This is a genomic window from Ruegeria sp. CK3 (assembly GCF_056536565.1).
Genome location: NZ_JBQFPV010000010.1, coordinates 185,255 through 203,713, shown reverse-complemented (window position 1 = coordinate 203,713; position 18,459 = coordinate 185,255). Strand labels below are relative to the sequence as shown.

The following is an 18,459-nucleotide window of genomic DNA, read 5'->3' as shown; positions in this document are numbered from 1 at the left end:
TGGGTGGGATTGAGGCGCGCTAGGTCCGCGCCAGCTCCTGCCGGGCGTCACTGAACACCTCGGCAATACTGCGCCAGGTGTTCTCGGCCTCAGGGTCCACGCCCTTTGCCGCCACCCGCGCACTGGGCAGCATCGGGAACGTCACCAAGGACACTTCCCACAGCTCCAGTTCGGTCAGGACCCGCTGGCCCTTGTCATTCTTCACGGCCCGCTTGGTGCGATAGCCAATCGAGAGGCCATCCATAGCGCCCGCCCGGATCAGTTCAGCCGCCTCACGGCCCTTTTGCGTAGCCTCCAGCAGACGCCCTTTGACCCAAAGGCCTTGGTTATCTTCGCGGACCTCGTCCCACACACCGATGGGTTGCGTCGGATCGTGCTGCCACAGCATCTTGACCCGCTGCCCTGCCTTCGCGAGCCCGTCGAGCGAACCGCAATACGCCCCACGTTGCACCACATCGCTGCCCTGATCGACCTGTCCGAACAGGCTGGCATAGCCTTCGATCATGGCGTCATCGGTGACGGACAACCCGTCTCCGAACCGGGCGAATTTATGCTCTAAATCCATGAACTTCTCCATGTAACTTACTGAACTCATGGCGTTACCACCAAGATGGATTGAAACGCCTGCGCCAGGATCACCGCGACCACACCATAGACCGTCAGCCACAACCGGCGCTCCAGCCGCTCCATCATCTCTTCGATCTGATCCAACCGTCTGCATAGATGCGCATGCTGGATCTCGGCCACCCGTTCATGCGCGGCCAGACGCAAGCCCGGCGCGCATTCGAACGGAGGATACCCGTCAGACATCCGCACGCTCCGGCAGGCCCAGCAAGGCGCGCTTTTCCGCGTCCGTCAGGAAATCGGCCCCGTTGACCCGCGCCCATTGCGCATCGCGTTCCGCGGACAGCGCGGGGACCTGATCCAGATCGGGTTTCAGCATCAGATCCTCGCCGGTAAAGCCCACCAGCCACTCCGACACCGCCGCCGCCACCCGCGTCACCAGAGGCAGCACGGTCAGGCGATAAAACGCCCGGTTGGCCTCCTGATAGTTCGAATAGGTCGCGTCTCCCTGAATCCCCAGCAGCATCGGCGGGACCCCAAAGGCCAGCGCGATCTCGCGGGCGGCGGCTTCCTTGGTCTTTTGAAACTCCATATCGGACGGAGAGAACCCCATCGGCTTCCAATCCAGCCCCCCTTCCAGAACCATCGGACGGCCAGCATTGCGCGCCCCGCGATAGTTCTGCTCAATTTCGTCGCTTAGACGCCGGAATTGATCCTCAGCCATCACCCCATGGCCATCGCCTTTCCACACCAGCGCCCCCGAAGGCCGCGCCGCATTGTCGAGCAGCGATTTCGACCACCGAGACGCGCTATTATGCACGTCAATCGCCATCGCCGCCGCCTGCATCGGCGAGAACCCATAGTGGTCATCCTGCGGGTGAAACGACTTGATATGACAGATATTTTCCGCCGCAAACCGGTGCTTCTTGCCACCCACCGCGTAATCATACGCCTTGGGCCAGCCATCCGCCCCCGGCACCACGCTCATCCGGTCGGATCGCAGCACATGCAGCTCAACCGGTAGCCCCTCGTCGGCCTGAACAGCCTCAACATAGGCATTGCCCGACAGCAGCAACTGCCCGAACAGAGCCTCCATCAACTCCGCCCGTCCCTGCGCCGCATTCGGACGGCGCATGAGGCTGAGGATCGGATGTACATCAAACCGCTGCGCCTGATCCTGCAGCACCAACGGCAACGCCGCCGCCGCCTCAGCAATCAGCTTGACGGATCGAAAACCCACCGGGTTCCCCGAAAACCCCGTACGTGTCAGCGACACCCCGTCCCGAGGGCTCCACGCCACGCGCCCGCCCGTCTGCCACGCCACAACGGGGCCTGCTGCGCTCGCCTTCGCCTCGGGCGCTTCCGCGGCCGCTCCACGACGCAAGAAATCGAATACCATCTGTGCTCCTTTCTGCCGCTGCTCTGCCCGGCTTGTTGAAAGGAGTTATGTCGGAAAGACGTTTAAGCCTTGGGAATGGGGCGTACGGAGGGTGAGCAACATAAGCCCCCAAAATCATCTGTCGTCAGAGTAGTAGACAGAATTGTTGATGAGCTTGATACTCTATTGAGACAACCTTTGATACATTTGGATGACCATTTCAAATTTGCGAAGTTTCATGAATCGGGAAGGAACGCAATATGTTCAACGAGGCAGTGAAAAATGGTGGCATCGCGGTTGTTACCGGGGCAGCAAGTGGGGTCGGGCGCGCTGCGGCACTACGGTTTGCGCACGCGGGTTTGGGCGTCGTTCTGGCAGACCTACCCGGCGCACAACTTGACGCAACGGTTCAAGAAGCACGCCAATTGGCGTCCGCTAACGCGCCTGTTGAAGGCATACCGACTGATGTGACATCAAATGAAGAGGTAAACAGACTTGCCGATCTCGCATTTGAGATCGGTCCAATTGCTGCTTTGATGAACAACGCGGGGATTAGTCTGCCGACAACCGCTTGGTCGGAAATGGAAAACTGGCAGCGGCTTTTGCAGGTGAATTTTTTCGGAGTTCTACGAGGTGTGCAGGCCTTTATGCCTCGCATGATCGAAGCTAACCGCCCTGCTGTAGTTATAAATACCGGCTCGAAACAGGGTATTACAACACCGCCGGGTAACCCCGGCTATAATGTCACCAAGGCCGCGGTCAAAGTGCTCAGCGAACAATTGGCTCATGAGTTGCGAGAAGCCGGAGCGCCAATTTCTGTTCACTTGTTTGTGCCAGGTTTTACTTACACTGGCATGATTGCGTCTTTCCTCCCGGAAAAACCGCCCGCGGCGTGGACCAGTGAACAAACGGTTGATCACTTGTTCAGTCGAATGGCCAATGGTGATTTTTATATCCTTTGCCCGGACAACGATGTCGACGAGACACGCGACCGACGTCGAGCACAATGGGCTATTCAAGACATTACCCAAAACCGCCCTCCACTCTCTCGCTGGCACCCCGACTACGCAGAAGCGTTTGCCAAATTCGAGAAAACTGGTGAGCAATAACTAAAGGCACTGCACCCGAGGCCGCCGATACGCCCTCGCAGACCCCACAACCAACTCATGCAGCGCCCAGACCAGCGCGTCGAGCCGGTCGTGCGAGCCCTACCCTGAATCCAGCATGGCCAATCGTAAAAATTAGCTGCTCGTTGAAGTTTGAACCAAATTCTTTTTCAGTCGCAGCCAAAGTCTTTTGAATTCATGCCAGAGATGTTGTTTGCGTCTCACTTGCCCCCCACGTGCGCTTCGAATGCAAGAGGCCACACGATGAATGAAAAAGACCCTGTCCCGCCCATCTACTACGATGCGCACGATATCTGGACCAATGAACCTACCGCTGCTGACAAACACGTCTACGAGGCGTTTGCGTCAAGTGTAGTCAATCTTGTGCAGGTGCTTGATGACTACAAAACAATGATGTCACCGGATGTCTATGCAAGGCTGTTTTCTTCGCTGTTGGCGTTGTCCCGATTGCTCGGTGAATATGAGGATAGTTGGAGCCAAGGGAAGCCGATGTCCTGAACCTGAGTGCTTCCAGCAAGTGACCAGTCCGCTAGGCAAAATGTGATTTTAGGTAAGCATTCTTCTTGGAGCTCACAAACTCCGCACCCTTGGCCGCCGATACGTTCCCGCAGGCCCTACAATCAACTCATGCAGAGCCCAGACCAGCGCGTCAACGCGGTCGGGTGAGCCCTGCCCCTCGAACCCGCACGCGGTCATCTGGCACATCTGCTCTTCCAGCGCGTCCAGCCCGGCCACATGGCTCACCCGCCCTTGCTCGTACAGAGCCGCCACAGGCTCGGCCCGCGCGACCTTGCCGCGCGAGGCGCGTACGGCGCGGAACGAGACCAGAGGGTCCACTTGCCGCACCACCTCTTCCACCAGCTGCCCGCCCTGGTTGACCTCGGCCACCAACCGCTCAGCCCCGAATTCATCCATCGCGTCAATCGCCGCCTGCGCCCAGCCCGCCGGGCCGACGCCCTGCACAGTGCGGTCGGCCAGCACATAGGCGCGCCACTCCTCGGGCGGCCCTTGTAGCTGCGCGCCCACGACCACGATCCCGCAGGCATCCGCATTCGAGCCTGCTGTCACCGCCGGGTCAAGTGCAACGACCACCCGGTCCAACTCGGGCAGATGCGCGCAACGCGCCGTCTCCAGCATCGAGCCCGTCCAAAGCGCCCCCTCGGCATCCGACAGCAGCACGCCATCCAACTCCTGACGCCCCAGCCGTGTGCCCGTGTAGCGCGCGCGCACCTCCTCGAGGAAGGACGCGGCCAGATTGGCGCGGTTCGCCTCGGTCGGCGCGTGGGTTTGAACGGTGGATGGAGACGCCAGCAACTCTTTCAGAACCTTCATATTGCGCGGCGTGGTCGTCACGCAAACCCGAGGCTGATCCCCCAAACGCAAAGCAAATTGCAGCATATCCCAGGTCTCACCGGCCTTCTTCCATTTGGCCAACTCATCCACCCAGGCCGCATCGAACTGAGGGCCGCGCAACCCCTCGGGATCATGCGCTGAAAACGCCTGCGCCTCGGCCCCGTTGGGCCAGATCAGCTTGCGTTCCGAGGCTTTCCACAAGGGCCGTCGATCGGACGGCGAACATTGCAAAATACCGCTATCGCCAAAAATCATCACATTACGCACCTGATCAAAGGTCTCACCCACCAGAGCCACACGAGACGCCGCGCCTTTGTCCAACGGCTTGGCCCCTTCGACCATCGATCGCACCCATTCAGACCCTGCACGCGTTTTTCCCGCCCCGCGCCCGCCCATGATCACCCAGGACCGCCAGTCGCCATCGGGTGGAATCTGATGCGGCAAAGCCCAGAACTCGAAAAGGAAAGGGAGGGCACAAAGCCCCCCCTCCCCGATCTCACTCAGAAATCTGTCCTGCACCGCAACAGGTGCGGAGGCGAGCCAGCCTGCACCCGACCTCAAACCGAGCCCGGTCAAGGTCGAGCGCGTATCCCCCTTGGGCAATTCCGGCTTGTCTGTGATTTTGTTCGACAAAGCTTGTCTCCACTTTCTGGCAACTGCGGATCAGCCCCTCTAGCTGGCCGAGTTGCTTGCCTGTTCCGGCAAGGTCTGCATCCTCCCCGGCTCCGATCTGCTGGCGCAGTTCTTCCGCTGTATGGCGCAGATCGCGAATGGACCTCTCGAGCGACTGCAACAAGTCAGCCGTCTGGGAAATCCGCTCTTCCGGGGTAATCAAAGTCATGTTTGCCTGTGACCTCATGCGTGAGTTTTCTCCGCACGAGAGAAATGAAAAAACGGCCACCGGGTCGCCCCGGGGCCGTTGCCCACTTCTTCTAGCACGGCACAACTTATACGAGAATGAGTGCGCGGCGTCAAGTTTGTGCGCAACGGGTCGCAACGCCTAAACCGTTCTGTACATTAAACTTTTCACAACCCTCCGCGAGCGTTCTCCTGCGCGAACCATCTTATCGACAGAAAAACCCCACCAATACAGCTCGCACATTCAGATTAAACACAGACTTATTTCCCAATTACGTTTCCTTTTTTGAGAAAAAGAAGGAAATTGGTCCTCATTTGTGCTATTTTGACCATTATGCTCATCATTTTGTGAGCATGATTCAACCTAGAACGAAGTTGTTTATTTTTTGGAGTAGTTTATGTCACGCCAACCCCATGGGCTTAGCCGATATGAAACGCTGGTAAAAGAATGCGCGGATACCCCACGCCCGCCGCTGCCGGATACGTTTGGACGAATCGGGCATCGCAACCCTCTCTCAGGTATCGCCCCAGGCGGTGAGCCTTTTGATACCGCCGATGTCCTCGCCGCGTTTGATGCAGCGGTTGACTCAATGAAAGATGCCAATGACCCACAGGGGCATGACGTCGCCGCCGGTATGACCTTCTTCGGTCAATTCGTCGACCACGATGTAACGCTGGACGCGACCTCGGCCATTGGGACAGTTATTGATCCAGCTACCATTCGTAATATCCGCACCCCGACACTGGACCTCGATTGCGTCTACGGCGATGGCCCCGAAGCATCGCCGCACCTCTATCACCCGGACCATCACGGCTTCCTTCTTTTTGGAAACGCTGACAATCATCTCGATCTTGCCCGAACCAAGCAAGGTACAGCCCTTATTGGCGACCCTCGTAACGACGAGAACCAGATCGTATCCCAATTGCAGGGCGCATTTATCTGCCTACACAACATCGTTATGACAGCCTTGGAGGCAGACAGTGGCATGGCGCGCAAAGCCTTGTCCGGCATTTCAGCGGCAGCCATGCATACATTCAAGAAGAGCGAGGAGCCTTTCCAGGTTGCGCGCCGAATTTGTCGGCTGCACTATCAGTATCTCGTGGCCCATGATTTGCTTCAGGCATTCGTCGACGCCGACATTCTGAAACATGTACGCGATCATCTCGAAGGTGGGACACTTCCGAAACCTTTCAAAGATGACTCCCCGGTTATGCCGATAGAATTCTCCGGCGCTGCTTACCGCTTCGGGCACGCCACAGTGCAATCCAAATACCAGCTCAATCATGGCAATCTGGATTTCGACCTGTTCAAGCTAGGACGGCCCGAGTTCTCCTTCCGGCCGTCAGACCTGAATATTCACTTTGAGAAATTGTTCGACTATCCCGGTCAAACTGCAGACGCGCGTGCGCGCCCCATTGGGCGCAAAATGGCGCAATCCATTTTCGCGCTTCCCTTCATCAGCGGCACGGCAGACATCGGCGGCGCCACAATGACCGAAGATCAAAACCGCAAACTTCCCTTGCGCAACCTGCTGCGCGACCGCCTCACGTTGGAGCTCGCCTCAGGTCAGCAAATGGCGCGCAAGATGCATGTGCCCGAACTTGACGCTCCGCCTGAGCTGTCAGACCACGGCGTCACCAAAACACCGCTGTGGTACTACTGTCTGCAAGAGGCTGAAGGTCATGGCGGACGACTTGGGCCGGTGGGCGGCACGATCGTCGCGACGGTGCTGCTACGACTTCTGTATCTTGACCCGGAAAGCCTGGTCTGCTCGACCCACGACTTTAAGCCGTGGAAAGAACTTGGTGCGGATGATGACGGCACTTACTCAATGGGGCATATGCTGAAATTCGTCGAAGCCAATCGCGATAGCATCGCACATGCCGAGGACCTTCGCACTTAAACCTGCCCTGCCCTGATCCAATAAGCGGGATCAGGGCTTTCGCACGACCGAGGAACCATCACTCACAAGCCTTGACAATTCAGTCGCCACGCATCATGTGCCTCTGACCAGCGCTGACGCGTGAGCCTCGGCGGGCACCATATGCCCCACAGCGCCACAGATTTCTCCAGTTCCCCATCACGCAGGGTTCTTAACGCGACGACCAGATAGAGCAGGATCCGCCTGCCTGTCCCGAGGTCCCGCTTGACCCTACCGGTCGCGAATGCGGCCAATCACAACTTGCCCGTTGGCGAATGCCGCGGGCGGCAAAGGATAAATATTGTTCGACTTCGATATGCTGGGCCTTGCACCAGCGCTCAACGATGCACTCAAAAGTGCGAATTTCTCACAGCCCACTCCGATCCAGAACCAGGCGATCCCGCTGGCTCTGAATGGGCATGATATTCTGGGGCTGGCGCAGACCGGTACCGGCAAAACGCTGGCCTTTGGCCTGCCTTTGATTGATCACTTGCTAAACCAACCCGGCAAACCTGCGCCCAAAACAGCCAAGGCTCTGATCCTCGCGCCCACGCGCGAGCTTGTGAACCAGATTGCCGACAGCCTGCGGGTTCTGACTGGCAAGACCAAACTGCGCGTGGCAACAGTTGTGGGTGGCCAGTCCATCAACAAACAGATCGCCTTTCTGGGCCGCGGCACAGATATTCTGGTGGCCACACCTGGGCGTCTGATCGACCTGATGGAGCGAAAGGCCGTCGACCTAGGGTCGGTTCGCCACCTTGTTTTGGACGAAGCCGACCAGATGCTGGATCTGGGCTTCATCCACGCTTTGCGCAAAATCGCGCCTGCCTTGGGCACACCGCGTCAGACCATGCTGTTCTCGGCCACAATGCCAAAACAGATGGAGGAGATCAGCCGCGCCTATCTGACCAATCCCCAGCGGGTGCAGGTCTCGCCTCCGGGTAAAGCGGCAGACAAGATCACGCAATCAGTTCACTTCGTGACCAAACCCGAGAAGCCCGGCAAACTGCGTGAGATTCTGTCGCAGGACACCGGCGCACTGACCCTTGTCTTCTCGCGCACCAAACACGGGGCCGAGAAGTTGATGAAGGGGTTGGTCGCCGATGGCTACAACGCCGCCTCGATCCACGGCAACAAAAGCCAGGGACAGCGTGACCGCGCCATCAAGGCCTTCCGCGCCGGAGAGATCAACGTACTGGTCGCGACCGACGTAGCCGCGCGTGGGATCGACATTCCCGGTGTGGCCTATGTGATCAACTACGACCTGCCCGAGGTGCCCGACAATTATGTCCACCGCATTGGCCGTACGGCCCGCGCCGGTCGCGAAGGCGAGGCGATTGCGTTCTGCTCGGCGGAAGAGGTCGATCTGCTGCGTCAAATCCAAAGACTGATGAAGATCGACATCCCTGTTGCCAGCGGCACACAGCCCGAACCTGTTGAGGCGGAACGTGGCAGGCGCCGCCAGAACAACCGGCGTTTCAAGCCGAGACCGGCGAACGGAGGTGCGAAGCCTGGGCAAAACAAGCGCCGGCGCCCCCGTCGCAAACCCGCAGCCTGATCAAAAAAACAGCGCCGAAAGCGGCGCTGTTTTTCGTTTTAACTTAGTTGCCCGAGTTTCGTTCGGCCTCAATCTCGCGCCATTTCGCGACATTGCGGTTATGTTCCTGCAACGTCTCGGCAAAGGCATGACCTCCAGTGCCATCCGCAACAAAAAACACATAGTTCGTGTTGTCAGGCGCAACGGCTGCTTCGAGACTCGCCAGACCGGGGTTGGCGATCGGGGTCGGTGGCAGCCCGTCGATCTGATAGGTGTTCCAAGGTGTTGGCCGGTTTAGCTCGCTGCGCCGTAGGCCACGTCCCAACGTTCCCTGCCCCTTGGTGACGCCGTAGATAACCGTCGGGTCGGTCTGCAGGCGCATGCCTTGATTCAGACGGTTCACAAAGACGCTGGCGACCTGGCCCCGCTCTCCGGGAACGCCCGTTTCTTTTTCGATGATCGAGGCAAGGATCAGCATTTCCTCAGGGCTTTCCAGCGGCAAACCCTCTTGGCGGTTTTCCCAGGCAGCATTGATCCGAAGCTGTTGTTTGTCCTGCATCGCTTTCAGGATGTCGTTGCGGTCCTGACCGGCAGCGACATCGTAGCTGTCTGGCGCAAGCGAGCCTTCTGCGGGGATTTCGGAAATCTCGCCGCTCAGCGCTTCAAAACTCTTCAATGCCTCAACCACCTGCCATGAGGTCACGCCTTCTGCGAGTGAAACACGATAGCGTGTGTCTGCCTCTTGGCGCTTCTCCTGATAGGCCGCCGGGGTTTCTTCCTCGGCCATGTCAAACTCGGCGATTTCGTCGAATTCCAGCGTGGCTGGGTTTAATTCGCGCACGCGTGTCTGGGCGCGGGTCACGCCGATGCGATATTCGATCTCCGAGCCGCAGGTGCTCGCGCCACTGCTGGTGATCTCGTAGATGATCTGCTCCATCGACGCGCCTTCACGCACCAAAAAGCTGCCTGCTTTCAACTGCTGCGCCCGGTCGGTGTAGTCGGCGGCCATGCGAAAGATCGTGGCGTTGGTGATCGCGCCCTGACCCTCAAGCTCGCGGCTGACCCGCGTCATGTTCGAACCGCTTTCCACCCGCAGGCAGATCGCGGTTTCCAGCGGGCCTTCCGACTGATACTGGGTCTGGCCCCAAAGGATCAGACCGCCCACCAGAAACAGGCCGACCACCAGGATGGTCAGCGCGTTCGATGCAATGGCCCGCCACATTTAACTGGCCTTTCCGAAGATCACGCTGGCATTGGTGCCACCAAACCCAAACGAGTTCGAAAGGGCCACGTTGATCTCACGCTCGCGCTTTTCGTTCGGAGCCAGATCAATCGGTGTTTCAACCGCCGGATTGTCGAGGTTGATGGTCGGAGGAGCCACCTGATCGCGGATCGCAAGGATCGAGAAGATCGCCTCAATCGCGCCCGCAGCCCCCAGCAAGTGGCCAGTGGCAGACTTGGTCGAAGTCATCGTGGCATTCGCTGCATGGTCACCCAGCAGACGCTCAACAGCACCCAGCTCAATCGTATCCGCCATGGTCGAGGTGCCATGCGCATTGATGTAGTCCAGATCTTTCGGCTCCAGCCCAGCGCTGCGTAGCGCGGCTTTCATCGAACGCTCAGCCCCGTCGCCATCCTCGGACGGTGCGGTGATGTGGTAGGCGTCGCCCGACATGCCATAGCCCAGAACCTCGGCATAGATCTTCGCGCCGCGCGCCTTGGCGTGTTCGTATTCTTCCAGAATGACGATGCCTGCGCCCTCGCCCATGACAAAACCGTCGCGGTCAACGTCGTAGGGGCGGCTGGCTTTCTTCGGATCGTCTGCATATTTGGTCGACAGCGCCTTACAGGCGTTGAAACCTGCGATGCCGATCTCACAGATGCAACCCTCACCGCCACCGGCCACCATGACATCGGCGTCGCCTGCGCGGATGATGCGGCTTGCATCCCCAATTGCATGTGCGCCAGTCGAACACGCAGTCACGACCGAGTGGTTCGGTCCCTTAAATCCAAACCGGATCGACACCTGACCGGACGCCAGGTTGATCAGCGCACCGGGAATGAAGAAAGGCGACACACGGCGCGGGCCTTTGTCACGGATCAAGTTAGCGGTATCCGCAATCGAGCCCAGCCCACCAATGCCCGAGCCGATCAGAACGCCAGTGCGCAGGCGATCTTCCTCGCCCTCAGGTGTCCAGCCTGCATCCTTGCACGCCATCTCCGCTGCGGCGATTGAGTACAGGATGAAGTCTTCGATCTTGCGTTGTTCTTTCGGAGGCATCCAGTCATCGGGGTTGAACGTTCCGTTTGTTCCGTCCCCACGCGGCACCTCGCAGGCATAGGTCGTAGTGACCCCGCTTGCCTCGGCATCGAAATGTGTGATTGGCCCTGCGCCGGACTCTCCGTCCAGCAGACGCGACCAGGTTTCCTCGACTCCACTGGCCAAAGGAGTGACCAACCCCAGACCGGTTACGACGACTCTGCGCATGAAGTGCCTCTTGCCTGCTTACTGTTATGCGAACCGCTCATACCCCGGCCCGGGGTGCGGGGGCAAGGGCCACGCTCCATTCCCCGTCTGCATCTTGCGGTTTCAGCTTGATTTTGGGCGATCCTGCGCCTGCCAATCCCCCTCGCCCTGCTGACATCGCAGGGCGAGAGAGTTTCATTTTCGGTTCCGTTACTGGAACTGCGCTACTGGCTCATGCGCGCCAGCTGCTACGCCCAGAGCGTCGGAAAGATCGACTGTTTTCCGGAACAAAGCTCTGCCGACAATCGCGCCCGCAATGTTCGGGATGTAGGACAGACGAGAGATATCGTCCGCAGTACGCACCACGCCGCTGGCAATGACCGGTGTCCGAGAATGCTGCGCCAAGCCGGAGATCAGGCCCAGTTGCGCCTCGACATCTTCCATGTCGCTGTCAATGTCGGTCACAACGATGGCTGCGAAAGGCGTGCCGTCGAAGGCATCAATAAACGCCTCGGGAGTGAACGCACTTTGGCTGCGCCAACCGTCGGTCATGACAAACCCCTGCCAGACATCGACTGCAAGAACGATCTGATCCGGGTAGAGTTTCGCCAGTTCCTTCACCAGATGGGGGTCCCGCGCCGCAAGCGTCCCGATCACAACGCGGCCCGCGCCCTTGTCGATCCAGTATTCGACCTGCTCACGGGTGCGCATACCCCCAGCCAATTGCACGGGGATCTCGGCCGACCGAATGATCTCTTCCACCAGTTCCAAGTTGGTATCACGGCCTTCTACGGCATCGAAGTCAGTCAGATGCATCCACTCGGCCCCGGCCTCGGCCCAACCCCGCGCGGTTTCGACCGGGTTCACATGCCAGATCATCGCATCCTCCAGACGCCCTTTGTCCAAGGTGACGCAGCGACCGTTCTGAAGTTCCATTGTGGGGTAGATTCTCATGAGCTTTCTCCTCCGCCCAAGCGCCCTAAAGTCTCATTGTAACATACACGCTCACCTCAGAGCCTGCTGCGACCAGGATCGGCATTGTTTGCGCTGTTTGCGGCATTGCGGTGTGTTGGCGGTATTACGCCCGCGCCGGAGGACCGTTGCGACGAAGAAGATGGACAGGGGTGCCGTTGTACTCGGCCTCCCGCATCACGACATAGCCCAGCTTTTTCGCCAGCTTCTGCGACGAGGCGTTGGCTGCGTTTACCATCGCCACCAATCGGCCCGGCATGATCCGATCAAACCAGTCATGGGCGGCCTGAGCGGCCTCATATCCGAGACCCAACCCCTGAGCTTCCGGGGCCAGAACCCAACCGGCTTCGGGATAAGTGTCAAAATCCTCGCCCATCGCACGGTTTCCATAGAAGAAACCGGCCTGACCGATCAGCTTGCGATTCGATTGCTGCAGTACGCCCCATTGCCCGAACCCGGCCATCTGCCAATGCCCTGCATTACGCAAGAACGAGTCCCAGGCTTCACCGCGCGACCGCGGGGTGCCACCAATATGGCGCGTGACACATGGGTCGCGCCAGATCTCGGCGAACCGTTCAAAATCCTCAGGGCGCATCGCACAGAGTGTCAGACGCGCCGTATTTATCATCGGGGTGGATCTTATCATGTCCTGCCCACCTTGAATTGTGCCTCAGTGGAAACAGTGCGAATCGAAATCGCCTCGTGCAACCCTGAATTTAACGCAGGCACAAAAAAGCGGCGCCTCCGTTGCCCGGAAGCGCCGCTTTTCTATCAGTACGATACGCTTAGGACGCTTCGCTGATGAATTTGACGGCGTCGCCAAAGGTCTGGATGGTCTCGGCTGCGTCATCGGGAATCTCGATGCCGAACTCTTCTTCGAAGGCCATGACCAGTTCAACGGTGTCCAGGCTGTCTGCGCCCAGGTCGTCGATGAACGAAGCGTTTTCCGCTACTTTGTCTTCTTCAACACCCAGGTGTTCAACAACGATCTTCTTCACGCGATCTGCGACGTCGCTCATGTCTATTCCTCATTCTTTCTTCAGGGCGATCCGCCCGGTTCTGCCCTTGCCCGCTCGGGATGGACTTGTTTTGCCCGTTCCGGGCGGTTTGGCTCCCGGCTGTCCGGGAAAGTCGAGGGCCGACCAAAACGACCGGTCCCAGCATGGATGCGCCGCCTATAGCATAGTCGACGCGCAAGGCAAACGCTTTCGCACCGCCTTGGTTGCGGTCACAACATGGCCATGCCGCCGTTCACATGCAAGGTTGTTCCGGTCACGTATCCGGCCTCGGGGCTGGACAGGTACAGAACGGCTGCCGCAATTTCCTCAGGGTCACCCATGCGACCAGCCGGAACTTTCAGCAACAAACCTTTTTTCTGCTCGTCCGTCAGCTTTTCCGTCATCGCCGTCGTGATAAAGCCAGGGGCCACTGCGTTCACCGTAATCCCACGCGTTGCGACCTCATGCGCCAACGCTTTCGAGAACCCGATCATCCCCGCCTTTGAGGCCGCGTAGTTCGCCTGCCCCGGATTGCCGATCGCCGCAACCACGGATGAGACATTCACTATCCGGCCCCAGCGCGCCTTCATCATGCCCCGGATAACGCCTTTGCACAGCTTCATGGTCGAGGTCATGTTTACGTCAATCACGCTCTGCCATTCCTCGTCGGACATGCGCATGAACAGGTTGTCACGTGTGATACCCGCGTTGTTGACCAGGATATCGACCGAGCCCATCGCCTCGGCTGCCTGTTTCGGCAGGGCCTCGACGGCTTCGGAATCGCTCAGGTTGCACGGCAGCACGTGAGCGCGCTCGCCCAGTTCGTCGGCCAGTTTCTGCAGCGGTTCAACCCGCGTGCCGGACAGACCGACCGAGGCACCCGCGCCGTGCAGAGCCCGTGCGATATCCCCTCCGATACCACCCGAAGCGCCGGTTATCAGCGCGTTCTTACCTGTCAAATCAAACATTCTATTTCCCTCGTGAGGCGCCCCAAAGGCCGCGTTCTATGCTTACGATTCGGCCTGAACGGCCTTTTGAACATCCTCAGGCGTACCAACGGCCTTGCCCGCAATTGCCCGGTCAATCTTGCGGATCATACCAGACAGAGCCTTGCCCGCGCCAATTTCCCATGTCTCGGTGACACCCTGCGCTGCCATGTATTGCACGCTTTCCCGCCACCGGACCGATCCTGTGACCTGCTCGACCAGCAATTGACGGATCAAATCGGGGTCTGTGACAGCCTCGGCCCGCACATTGGCGATCAGAGGAACAGCTGGCGCCTTGATCTCTACCGCGGCCAGGGCCTTGGCCATAGCATCTGCAGCGGGTTGCATCAGCGCGCAATGGAACGGAGCGCTGACGGGCAACATAACTGCGCGCTTTGCGCCCTTTTCCTTGGCAATCTCAGCCGCACGTTCCACAGCAGCCTTCGCGCCGGACACCACAACCTGGGTCGGGTCGTTGTCGTTGGCCGCCTGGCAAACCTCACCCTGTGCGGCCTCTTCGGCAACTTCGCGCACGGCATCGAGATCCAGCCCCAAGATCGCGGCCATCGCACCTTCGCCCACCGGAACGGCGCTTTGCATGGCTTGCCCACGGGTCCGCAACAGGCGAGCGGTATCAGCCACCGTCAACGCACCAGCCGCAGCCAGCGCGGAATACTCACCCAATGAATGCCCGGCCACAAAGGCAGCATCAGTGACCGAGACGCCTTCGGCCTCAAGCGCGCGCATCGCCGCCATCGAGGTCGCCATCAGCGCCGGTTGTGCGTTCTGTGTCAGGGTCAGATCGGCAACATCACCTTCCCAGATCAGCTGGCTCAGCTTTTCGCCAAGCGCGTCGTCCACCTCGTCAAAGATGGCCTGAGCTGCCGGGTATGCCTCGGCCAGAGCCTTGCCCATGCCGATGGTCTGGGCGCCCTGCCCTGGGAAAACGAACGCGCGTGTCATTGCAACCTCTTGGATGACGTTAGGTTGCGGCGGGGTGTAAACCGTGTGAGGACGCGGCACAAGTAGGGCCTGCGCTCTGCATTCGGGCACCATATCTGTGCGCGGGTCGGGCTTGTGCCGAATCCGTCTGGCTTTAGGTTCAAGTCAGACAATCGAATCCGGAGCGTGCAAGAGATGCCCTCGACCAATACCTTTTCCAGCTATGGCAGCGTGACCAAGACTTTCCACTGGTTGACCGCCCTGCTGATCCTGACCGCCCTGCCCTTGGGCTGGTTTGCCAATGATTTGGCGCATGCCATTTATGACCCGAACATCCCGACCAGCGAATCCGATATCGCACGGGCCGCAACGCTGTTTTCCCTGCATAAAACGATCGGGGTCACCGTGTTCTTCGTGGCTCTGGCGCGTATCCTTTGGGCCCTGACCCAAACCAAGCCCGGCCTGCTGAATGCCGACAATAAGCCCGAGGCTTTCGCAGCCGAAACCGTTCACTGGATGCTCTACGCTTCGCTTGTTCTGGTGCCCTTGACCGGCTGGATACACCACGCCGCGACCGAAGGCTTTGCGCCCATCTGGTGGCCCTTCGGCCAAAACCTGCCCTTCGTGCCCAAATCCCTCTATTTGTCCGAGGTGACGGCAAACCTGCATTGGCTGTTCATCTGGGTTCTTGCCGGGTCGCTGGCGCTGCACATCGCGGGCGCGCTGAAACATCATGTCGTGGACGAGGACAGCACCCTGCGGCGGATGCTACCCGGACGCGCTGCTGCGCCCGAGCCTCCGGCCCAGCACCACTCACCCGTACCTGCATTTGCAGCCCTGGCCATCTGGGGTGCCGTTCTGGTCGGTGGCTGGTCCATCGGAGTGTTTGAGGATCACGCAAAAGGCGCCGTGGACGCGGCCGAGCTTGGCGATGTGCAATCCGACTGGAACGTCGAAGAAGGCACATTGTCGATTACAATCTCGCAGTTGGGCAGCCCCGTCACCGGCAGCTTCGGCGAATGGACGGCCGCAATCGCGTTTGAAGACCCCGCCCAACCGGGCCCTGCGGGATCGGTGGATGTGACCATCGCCATCGCGTCGCTCAGCCTCGGGACGGTCACGGACCAAGCCATGGGCGCTGATTTTTTCGACAGCGCGCAATTCCCAACGGCCCAGTTCAAAGCTGACCTGTTCAGAACAGATTCAGGCTACGAGGCCCGAGGCCCCCTGACCATCCGAGACAAATCGGTGGACGTCGTACTGCCCTTCTCCCTGCAACTCGAGGACAACACGGCAACCATGTCCGGCACATTGGAGCTGAACCGCATGGCGTTCGATGTGGGCACATCCCAACCGACCGAGGAGTCTCTGGGCTTCAACGTTTCGGTCTCCGTTGACCTGATGGCGAAACGTTCAGAGTAAAAAGAAACCGCCGGGGGTTTTGGCCCCCGGCGGTTGTGATCCAAAGGATCAGCGCAGATTTACTCGGCTTTCTGAGCCTCGACAGAGATCTGCACCTGAACTTCATCGCTGACGAAGGGCGCGAACTGACCCAGGTCGAACTCGCTGCGCACCAGCGTCGTTGTGGCGTCGAAGCCGGCCCAAGGCTTGTTTGCCATCGGGTGGTTGTCAGCCTTGTTCAGCTTGGCATCCAGAACGACCGATTTGGTAACGCCGTTCATGGTCAGGTCACCGGTGATGTTTGCGGTGTTTTCGCCGGTCACTTCGATCGAGGTCGAGGTGAACGTAATCAGGTCCCCTTCGGCGGCGCCAAAGAAATCCTCGGTCATGAAGTGATCTTCACGCGGCTTCCAGCCTGTGAACATCTCTAGAACCGGCATGGAGACCGAAACGCTCGACGCGGCAGGATCTTCCTGATCGAACATGATCTCGCCTTCAAAGCCCGAGAACATGCCGTAAGTGGTCGAGAAACCAAGGTGATCGTAGCTGAAAAGCACCTGGCTATGGCTAGAGTCCAGAACGTATTTTTCGGCGCTGGCGAAAGCAGTGGTTGCCGTAAGGGCAAGCGCGGCAGCAAGGAGGGTGGATTTCATGACTGTCTCCGGGTTTGTGGACTATATGCAAACATAGTGCGTTTGCTCGGAAACAAAAATGTGCTGCCCAAGGGCAGCACACAAGTCTTTTTGATTCACAATTTCTGTGCTTGGTTGAACAGAATAAATCTCAGGCGAAAATTGTTACACTTTGGCTGAGTTGCCCTTTCAGCGCTCGGCTGACATCCGCCGATTGCAATGGCAGTTTCATCAGCAGGCTGCCGTCAACATCGAACAACTGCACCTCGTCATCCTCGAACTTTGCACCACCCAAGCTGTCATAGCTGCGACGCAGAACGGTCTGGGGGCGTCCGTTTTCATTCTTCTGCAGCACGCGTACCTCGCGGCGGATTGGGTCAAAATAGGCATCCGGGCGGCTGTCCATCACTTCGATCGTCAACAGGCTTACGCCAACGATCAAAAACACCATCGAGGCCACCATTTTGATCGGCCAAACCTCGGCTCCCAACATCGAACCGGGCATCAGCCACATCGAAAAGGCGGAAACGATCAGGAAGGCTCCGACGGCGCGCGCCAGAACCAGCCGTGCTTGCCAGTTCGCTTTGAACGTGATCATGACCGGAACGGAATGCTCAAAGCTCGTACCCGTCGCTTTATTGTCGAGCGTATTTGTCTGAATCGCGGTCATAACATCCATACCCTTGTTAAGGTTACCGTAGTAAGTCTGTGCTATCCGGTTATTTCCGGGTTGCTTATCAACTTCGGGGCGAAAAGCGTCAGGAATTGGGCGCAGCAGTGGAAATTGGGCGACTTCACAGAGGCATATGTGGCAGGGCTTGCCCAGCCCGCTCAAACGTGTATACGAGGCCATCCTTCGCAGGAGATATGAATCGCGCAGCCTCTCGTGGCAGGGTCGCGAAGGATCATCTGGCCCGGCCTTTGAAATGCGCCTTGATATAAACAGGAGTGCACATGCCACTGTATGAGCATGTAATGATCGCGCGTCAGGATCTGTCCAACGCGCAGGCAGAAAGCCTTGTCGAACATTTCGGCACCGTTCTGGCTGACAACGGCGGCAACGTCGTCGAAAGCGAGTACTGGGGCGTCAAGACGATGGCTTACAAGATCAACAAGAACCGCAAAGGCCACTACGCCTTTCTGAAAACCGATGCCCCTTCGGGTGCGGTTCAGGAAATGGAACGCCTGATGCGCCTGCATGATGACGTTATGCGCGTTCTGACCATCAAGGTCGAAGAGCATGCCGAGGGCCCCTCGGTCCAGATGCAGAAGCGCGATGAGCGCGAAGGCCGCCGCGAGCGCCGCTGATCAACGCCTGACGA

Annotated in this window: 20 protein-coding genes; 6 read left to right on the top strand and 14 right to left on the bottom strand. The window is 58.9% G+C overall.

Annotation, left to right across the window (positions count from 1 at the left end):
• Positions 1-19: 19 nt before the first annotated feature.
• The 3 genes from ACR0C3_RS16855 to ACR0C3_RS16845 are packed head-to-tail and all read right to left on the bottom strand — an operon-like array spanning position 20 to position 1,963.
• Entirely contained in the window at positions 20-577 is a 558-nt protein-coding gene (locus tag ACR0C3_RS16855; protein WP_480759633.1) for an HK97 family phage prohead protease, read from the bottom strand.
• A gap of 14 nt (positions 578-591) precedes the next feature.
• The gene (locus ACR0C3_RS16850; protein ID WP_170458832.1) at positions 592-810 is read right to left on the bottom strand and encodes a GTA head formation protein, RCAP_rcc01685 family; all 219 of its coding nucleotides are present in this window, start codon (positions 808-810) and stop codon (positions 592-594) included.
• A complete protein-coding gene (locus tag ACR0C3_RS16845; RefSeq protein ID WP_480759559.1) occupies positions 803-1,963 on the bottom strand; it encodes a phage portal protein in 1,161 nt (386 codons plus the stop codon). The genes ACR0C3_RS16850 and ACR0C3_RS16845 overlap by 8 nt, the downstream gene beginning before the upstream one ends.
• Positions 1,964-2,202: 239 nt before the next feature.
• Between ACR0C3_RS16845 and ACR0C3_RS16840 the strand changes: the two genes are divergently transcribed.
• Positions 2,203-3,051 (top strand): SDR family NAD(P)-dependent oxidoreductase, encoded by an 849-nt coding sequence (locus ACR0C3_RS16840; protein ID WP_480759558.1) that lies wholly within the window; start codon positions 2,203-2,205, stop codon positions 3,049-3,051.
• A gap of 261 nt (positions 3,052-3,312) precedes the next feature.
• Positions 3,313-3,567, top strand: a complete 255-nt coding sequence (locus ACR0C3_RS16835) for a hypothetical protein (RefSeq protein ID WP_170553092.1) — start codon at positions 3,313-3,315, stop codon at positions 3,565-3,567.
• A gap of 72 nt (positions 3,568-3,639) precedes the next feature.
• Here ACR0C3_RS16835 and ACR0C3_RS16830 read toward each other — a convergent pair whose 3' ends face one another.
• Together ACR0C3_RS16830 and ACR0C3_RS16825 are read right to left on the bottom strand one after the other, a co-directional pair.
• Complete coding sequence (locus ACR0C3_RS16830) at positions 3,640-4,983, bottom strand: DNA-packaging protein (protein ID WP_480759631.1); 1,344 nt, start codon at positions 4,981-4,983, stop codon at positions 3,640-3,642.
• Positions 4,919-5,263: a hypothetical protein gene (locus ACR0C3_RS16825; protein WP_419740164.1), complete on the bottom strand. Its 345-nt coding sequence runs from the start codon at positions 5,261-5,263 to the stop codon at positions 4,919-4,921. Before ACR0C3_RS16825 ends, ACR0C3_RS16830 begins: the two co-directional genes overlap by 65 nt.
• Positions 5,264-5,678: 415 nt before the next feature.
• On the opposite strand from ACR0C3_RS16825, the gene ACR0C3_RS16820 reads away from it, so the two are divergent.
• Together ACR0C3_RS16820 and ACR0C3_RS16815 are read left to right on the top strand one after the other, a co-directional pair.
• Complete coding sequence (locus ACR0C3_RS16820) at positions 5,679-7,184, top strand: peroxidase family protein (RefSeq protein ID WP_480759556.1); 1,506 nt, start codon at positions 5,679-5,681, stop codon at positions 7,182-7,184.
• A gap of 319 nt (positions 7,185-7,503) precedes the next feature.
• Entirely contained in the window at positions 7,504-8,760 is a 1,257-nt protein-coding gene (locus ACR0C3_RS16815) for a DEAD/DEAH box helicase (protein ID WP_480759555.1), read from the top strand.
• Positions 8,761-8,803: 43 nt separating this feature from the next.
• Here the strand turns inward: ACR0C3_RS16815 and mltG are convergent, their stop codons facing one another.
• The 7 genes from mltG to fabD all read right to left on the bottom strand — a co-directional run bounded on the left by mltG (position 8,804) and on the right by fabD (position 15,125).
• Positions 8,804-9,961 (bottom strand): endolytic transglycosylase MltG, encoded by a 1,158-nt coding sequence (mltG, locus tag ACR0C3_RS16810; protein ID WP_480759553.1) that lies wholly within the window; start codon positions 9,959-9,961, stop codon positions 8,804-8,806.
• A complete protein-coding gene (fabF, locus tag ACR0C3_RS16805; RefSeq protein ID WP_170458843.1) occupies positions 9,962-11,227 on the bottom strand; it encodes a beta-ketoacyl-ACP synthase II in 1,266 nt (421 codons plus the stop codon).
• A 189-nt stretch (positions 11,228-11,416) separates the two neighbouring features.
• Positions 11,417-12,160 carry a 1-(5-phosphoribosyl)-5-[(5-phosphoribosylamino)methylideneamino] imidazole-4-carboxamide isomerase gene (locus tag ACR0C3_RS16800; protein ID WP_170466135.1) on the bottom strand — a complete coding sequence of 248 codons (744 nt, stop codon included), beginning with the start codon at positions 12,158-12,160 and terminating at the stop codon, positions 11,417-11,419.
• Positions 12,161-12,284: 124 nt separating this feature from the next.
• Positions 12,285-12,824, bottom strand: coding sequence for a GNAT family N-acetyltransferase (locus ACR0C3_RS16795; RefSeq protein ID WP_170374036.1), 540 nt, complete (start codon positions 12,822-12,824; stop codon positions 12,285-12,287).
• 139 nt (positions 12,825-12,963) lie between these two features.
• On the bottom strand, positions 12,964-13,197 hold the full coding sequence (locus ACR0C3_RS16790) for an acyl carrier protein (protein ID WP_008756330.1): 234 nt from the start codon (positions 13,195-13,197) through the stop codon (positions 12,964-12,966).
• 209 nt (positions 13,198-13,406) lie between these two features.
• Positions 13,407-14,144, bottom strand: coding sequence for a 3-oxoacyl-[acyl-carrier-protein] reductase (fabG, locus tag ACR0C3_RS16785; protein WP_170374037.1), 738 nt, complete (start codon positions 14,142-14,144; stop codon positions 13,407-13,409).
• A 42-nt stretch (positions 14,145-14,186) separates the two neighbouring features.
• The gene (gene fabD, locus ACR0C3_RS16780) at positions 14,187-15,125 is read right to left on the bottom strand and encodes an ACP S-malonyltransferase (RefSeq protein WP_480759552.1); all 939 of its coding nucleotides are present in this window, start codon (positions 15,123-15,125) and stop codon (positions 14,187-14,189) included.
• A 174-nt stretch (positions 15,126-15,299) separates the two neighbouring features.
• Between fabD and ACR0C3_RS16775 the strand changes: the two genes are divergently transcribed.
• Entirely contained in the window at positions 15,300-16,526 is a 1,227-nt protein-coding gene (locus tag ACR0C3_RS16775) for a cytochrome b/b6 domain-containing protein (protein WP_480759551.1), read from the top strand.
• A gap of 59 nt (positions 16,527-16,585) precedes the next feature.
• Here the strand turns inward: ACR0C3_RS16775 and ACR0C3_RS16770 are convergent, their stop codons facing one another.
• On the bottom strand, positions 16,586-17,158 hold the full coding sequence (locus tag ACR0C3_RS16770; RefSeq protein WP_170374040.1) for a YceI family protein: 573 nt from the start codon (positions 17,156-17,158) through the stop codon (positions 16,586-16,588).
• Between the two features lie 130 nt (positions 17,159-17,288).
• Positions 17,289-17,816, bottom strand: a complete 528-nt coding sequence (locus tag ACR0C3_RS16765) for a hypothetical protein (RefSeq protein ID WP_480672074.1) — start codon at positions 17,814-17,816, stop codon at positions 17,289-17,291.
• Positions 17,817-18,091: 275 nt separating this feature from the next.
• On the opposite strand from ACR0C3_RS16765, the gene rpsF reads away from it, so the two are divergent.
• Positions 18,092-18,445 carry a 30S ribosomal protein S6 gene (rpsF, locus tag ACR0C3_RS16760; RefSeq protein WP_480759549.1) on the top strand — a complete coding sequence of 118 codons (354 nt, stop codon included), beginning with the start codon at positions 18,092-18,094 and terminating at the stop codon, positions 18,443-18,445.
• Positions 18,446-18,459: the final 14 nt, after the last annotated feature.

Coding starts and splice junctions, on each gene's coding strand:
- mltG (WP_480759553.1), bottom strand. CDS start 9,961: ATGTGGCGGGCCATTGCATCGAACGCGCTGACCATCCTGGTGGTCGGC.
- fabD (WP_480759552.1), bottom strand. CDS start 15,125: ATGACACGCGCGTTCGTTTTCCCAGGGCAGGGCGCCCAGACCATCGGC.
- ACR0C3_RS16770 (WP_170374040.1), bottom strand. CDS start 17,158: ATGAAATCCACCCTCCTTGCTGCCGCGCTTGCCCTTACGGCAACCACT.
- ACR0C3_RS16835 (WP_170553092.1), top strand. CDS start 3,313: ATGAATGAAAAAGACCCTGTCCCGCCCATCTACTACGATGCGCACGAT.
- fabG (WP_170374037.1), bottom strand. CDS start 14,144: ATGTTTGATTTGACAGGTAAGAACGCGCTGATAACCGGCGCTTCGGGT.
- rpsF (WP_480759549.1), top strand. CDS start 18,092: ATGCCACTGTATGAGCATGTAATGATCGCGCGTCAGGATCTGTCCAAC.
- ACR0C3_RS16855 (WP_480759633.1), bottom strand. CDS start 577: ATGGAGAAGTTCATGGATTTAGAGCATAAATTCGCCCGGTTCGGAGAC.
- ACR0C3_RS16775 (WP_480759551.1), top strand. CDS start 15,300: ATGCCCTCGACCAATACCTTTTCCAGCTATGGCAGCGTGACCAAGACT.
- ACR0C3_RS16800 (WP_170466135.1), bottom strand. CDS start 12,160: ATGAGAATCTACCCCACAATGGAACTTCAGAACGGTCGCTGCGTCACC.
- ACR0C3_RS16845 (WP_480759559.1), bottom strand. CDS start 1,963: ATGGTATTCGATTTCTTGCGTCGTGGAGCGGCCGCGGAAGCGCCCGAG.
- ACR0C3_RS16825 (WP_419740164.1), bottom strand. CDS start 5,263: ATGACTTTGATTACCCCGGAAGAGCGGATTTCCCAGACGGCTGACTTG.
- fabF (WP_170458843.1), bottom strand. CDS start 11,227: ATGCGCAGAGTCGTCGTAACCGGTCTGGGGTTGGTCACTCCTTTGGCC.
- ACR0C3_RS16840 (WP_480759558.1), top strand. CDS start 2,203: ATGTTCAACGAGGCAGTGAAAAATGGTGGCATCGCGGTTGTTACCGGG.
- ACR0C3_RS16795 (WP_170374036.1), bottom strand. CDS start 12,824: ATGATAAGATCCACCCCGATGATAAATACGGCGCGTCTGACACTCTGT.
- ACR0C3_RS16850 (WP_170458832.1), bottom strand. CDS start 810: ATGTCTGACGGGTATCCTCCGTTCGAATGCGCGCCGGGCTTGCGTCTG.
- ACR0C3_RS16820 (WP_480759556.1), top strand. CDS start 5,679: ATGTCACGCCAACCCCATGGGCTTAGCCGATATGAAACGCTGGTAAAA.
- ACR0C3_RS16790 (WP_008756330.1), bottom strand. CDS start 13,197: ATGAGCGACGTCGCAGATCGCGTGAAGAAGATCGTTGTTGAACACCTG.
- ACR0C3_RS16765 (WP_480672074.1), bottom strand. CDS start 17,816: ATGGATGTTATGACCGCGATTCAGACAAATACGCTCGACAATAAAGCG.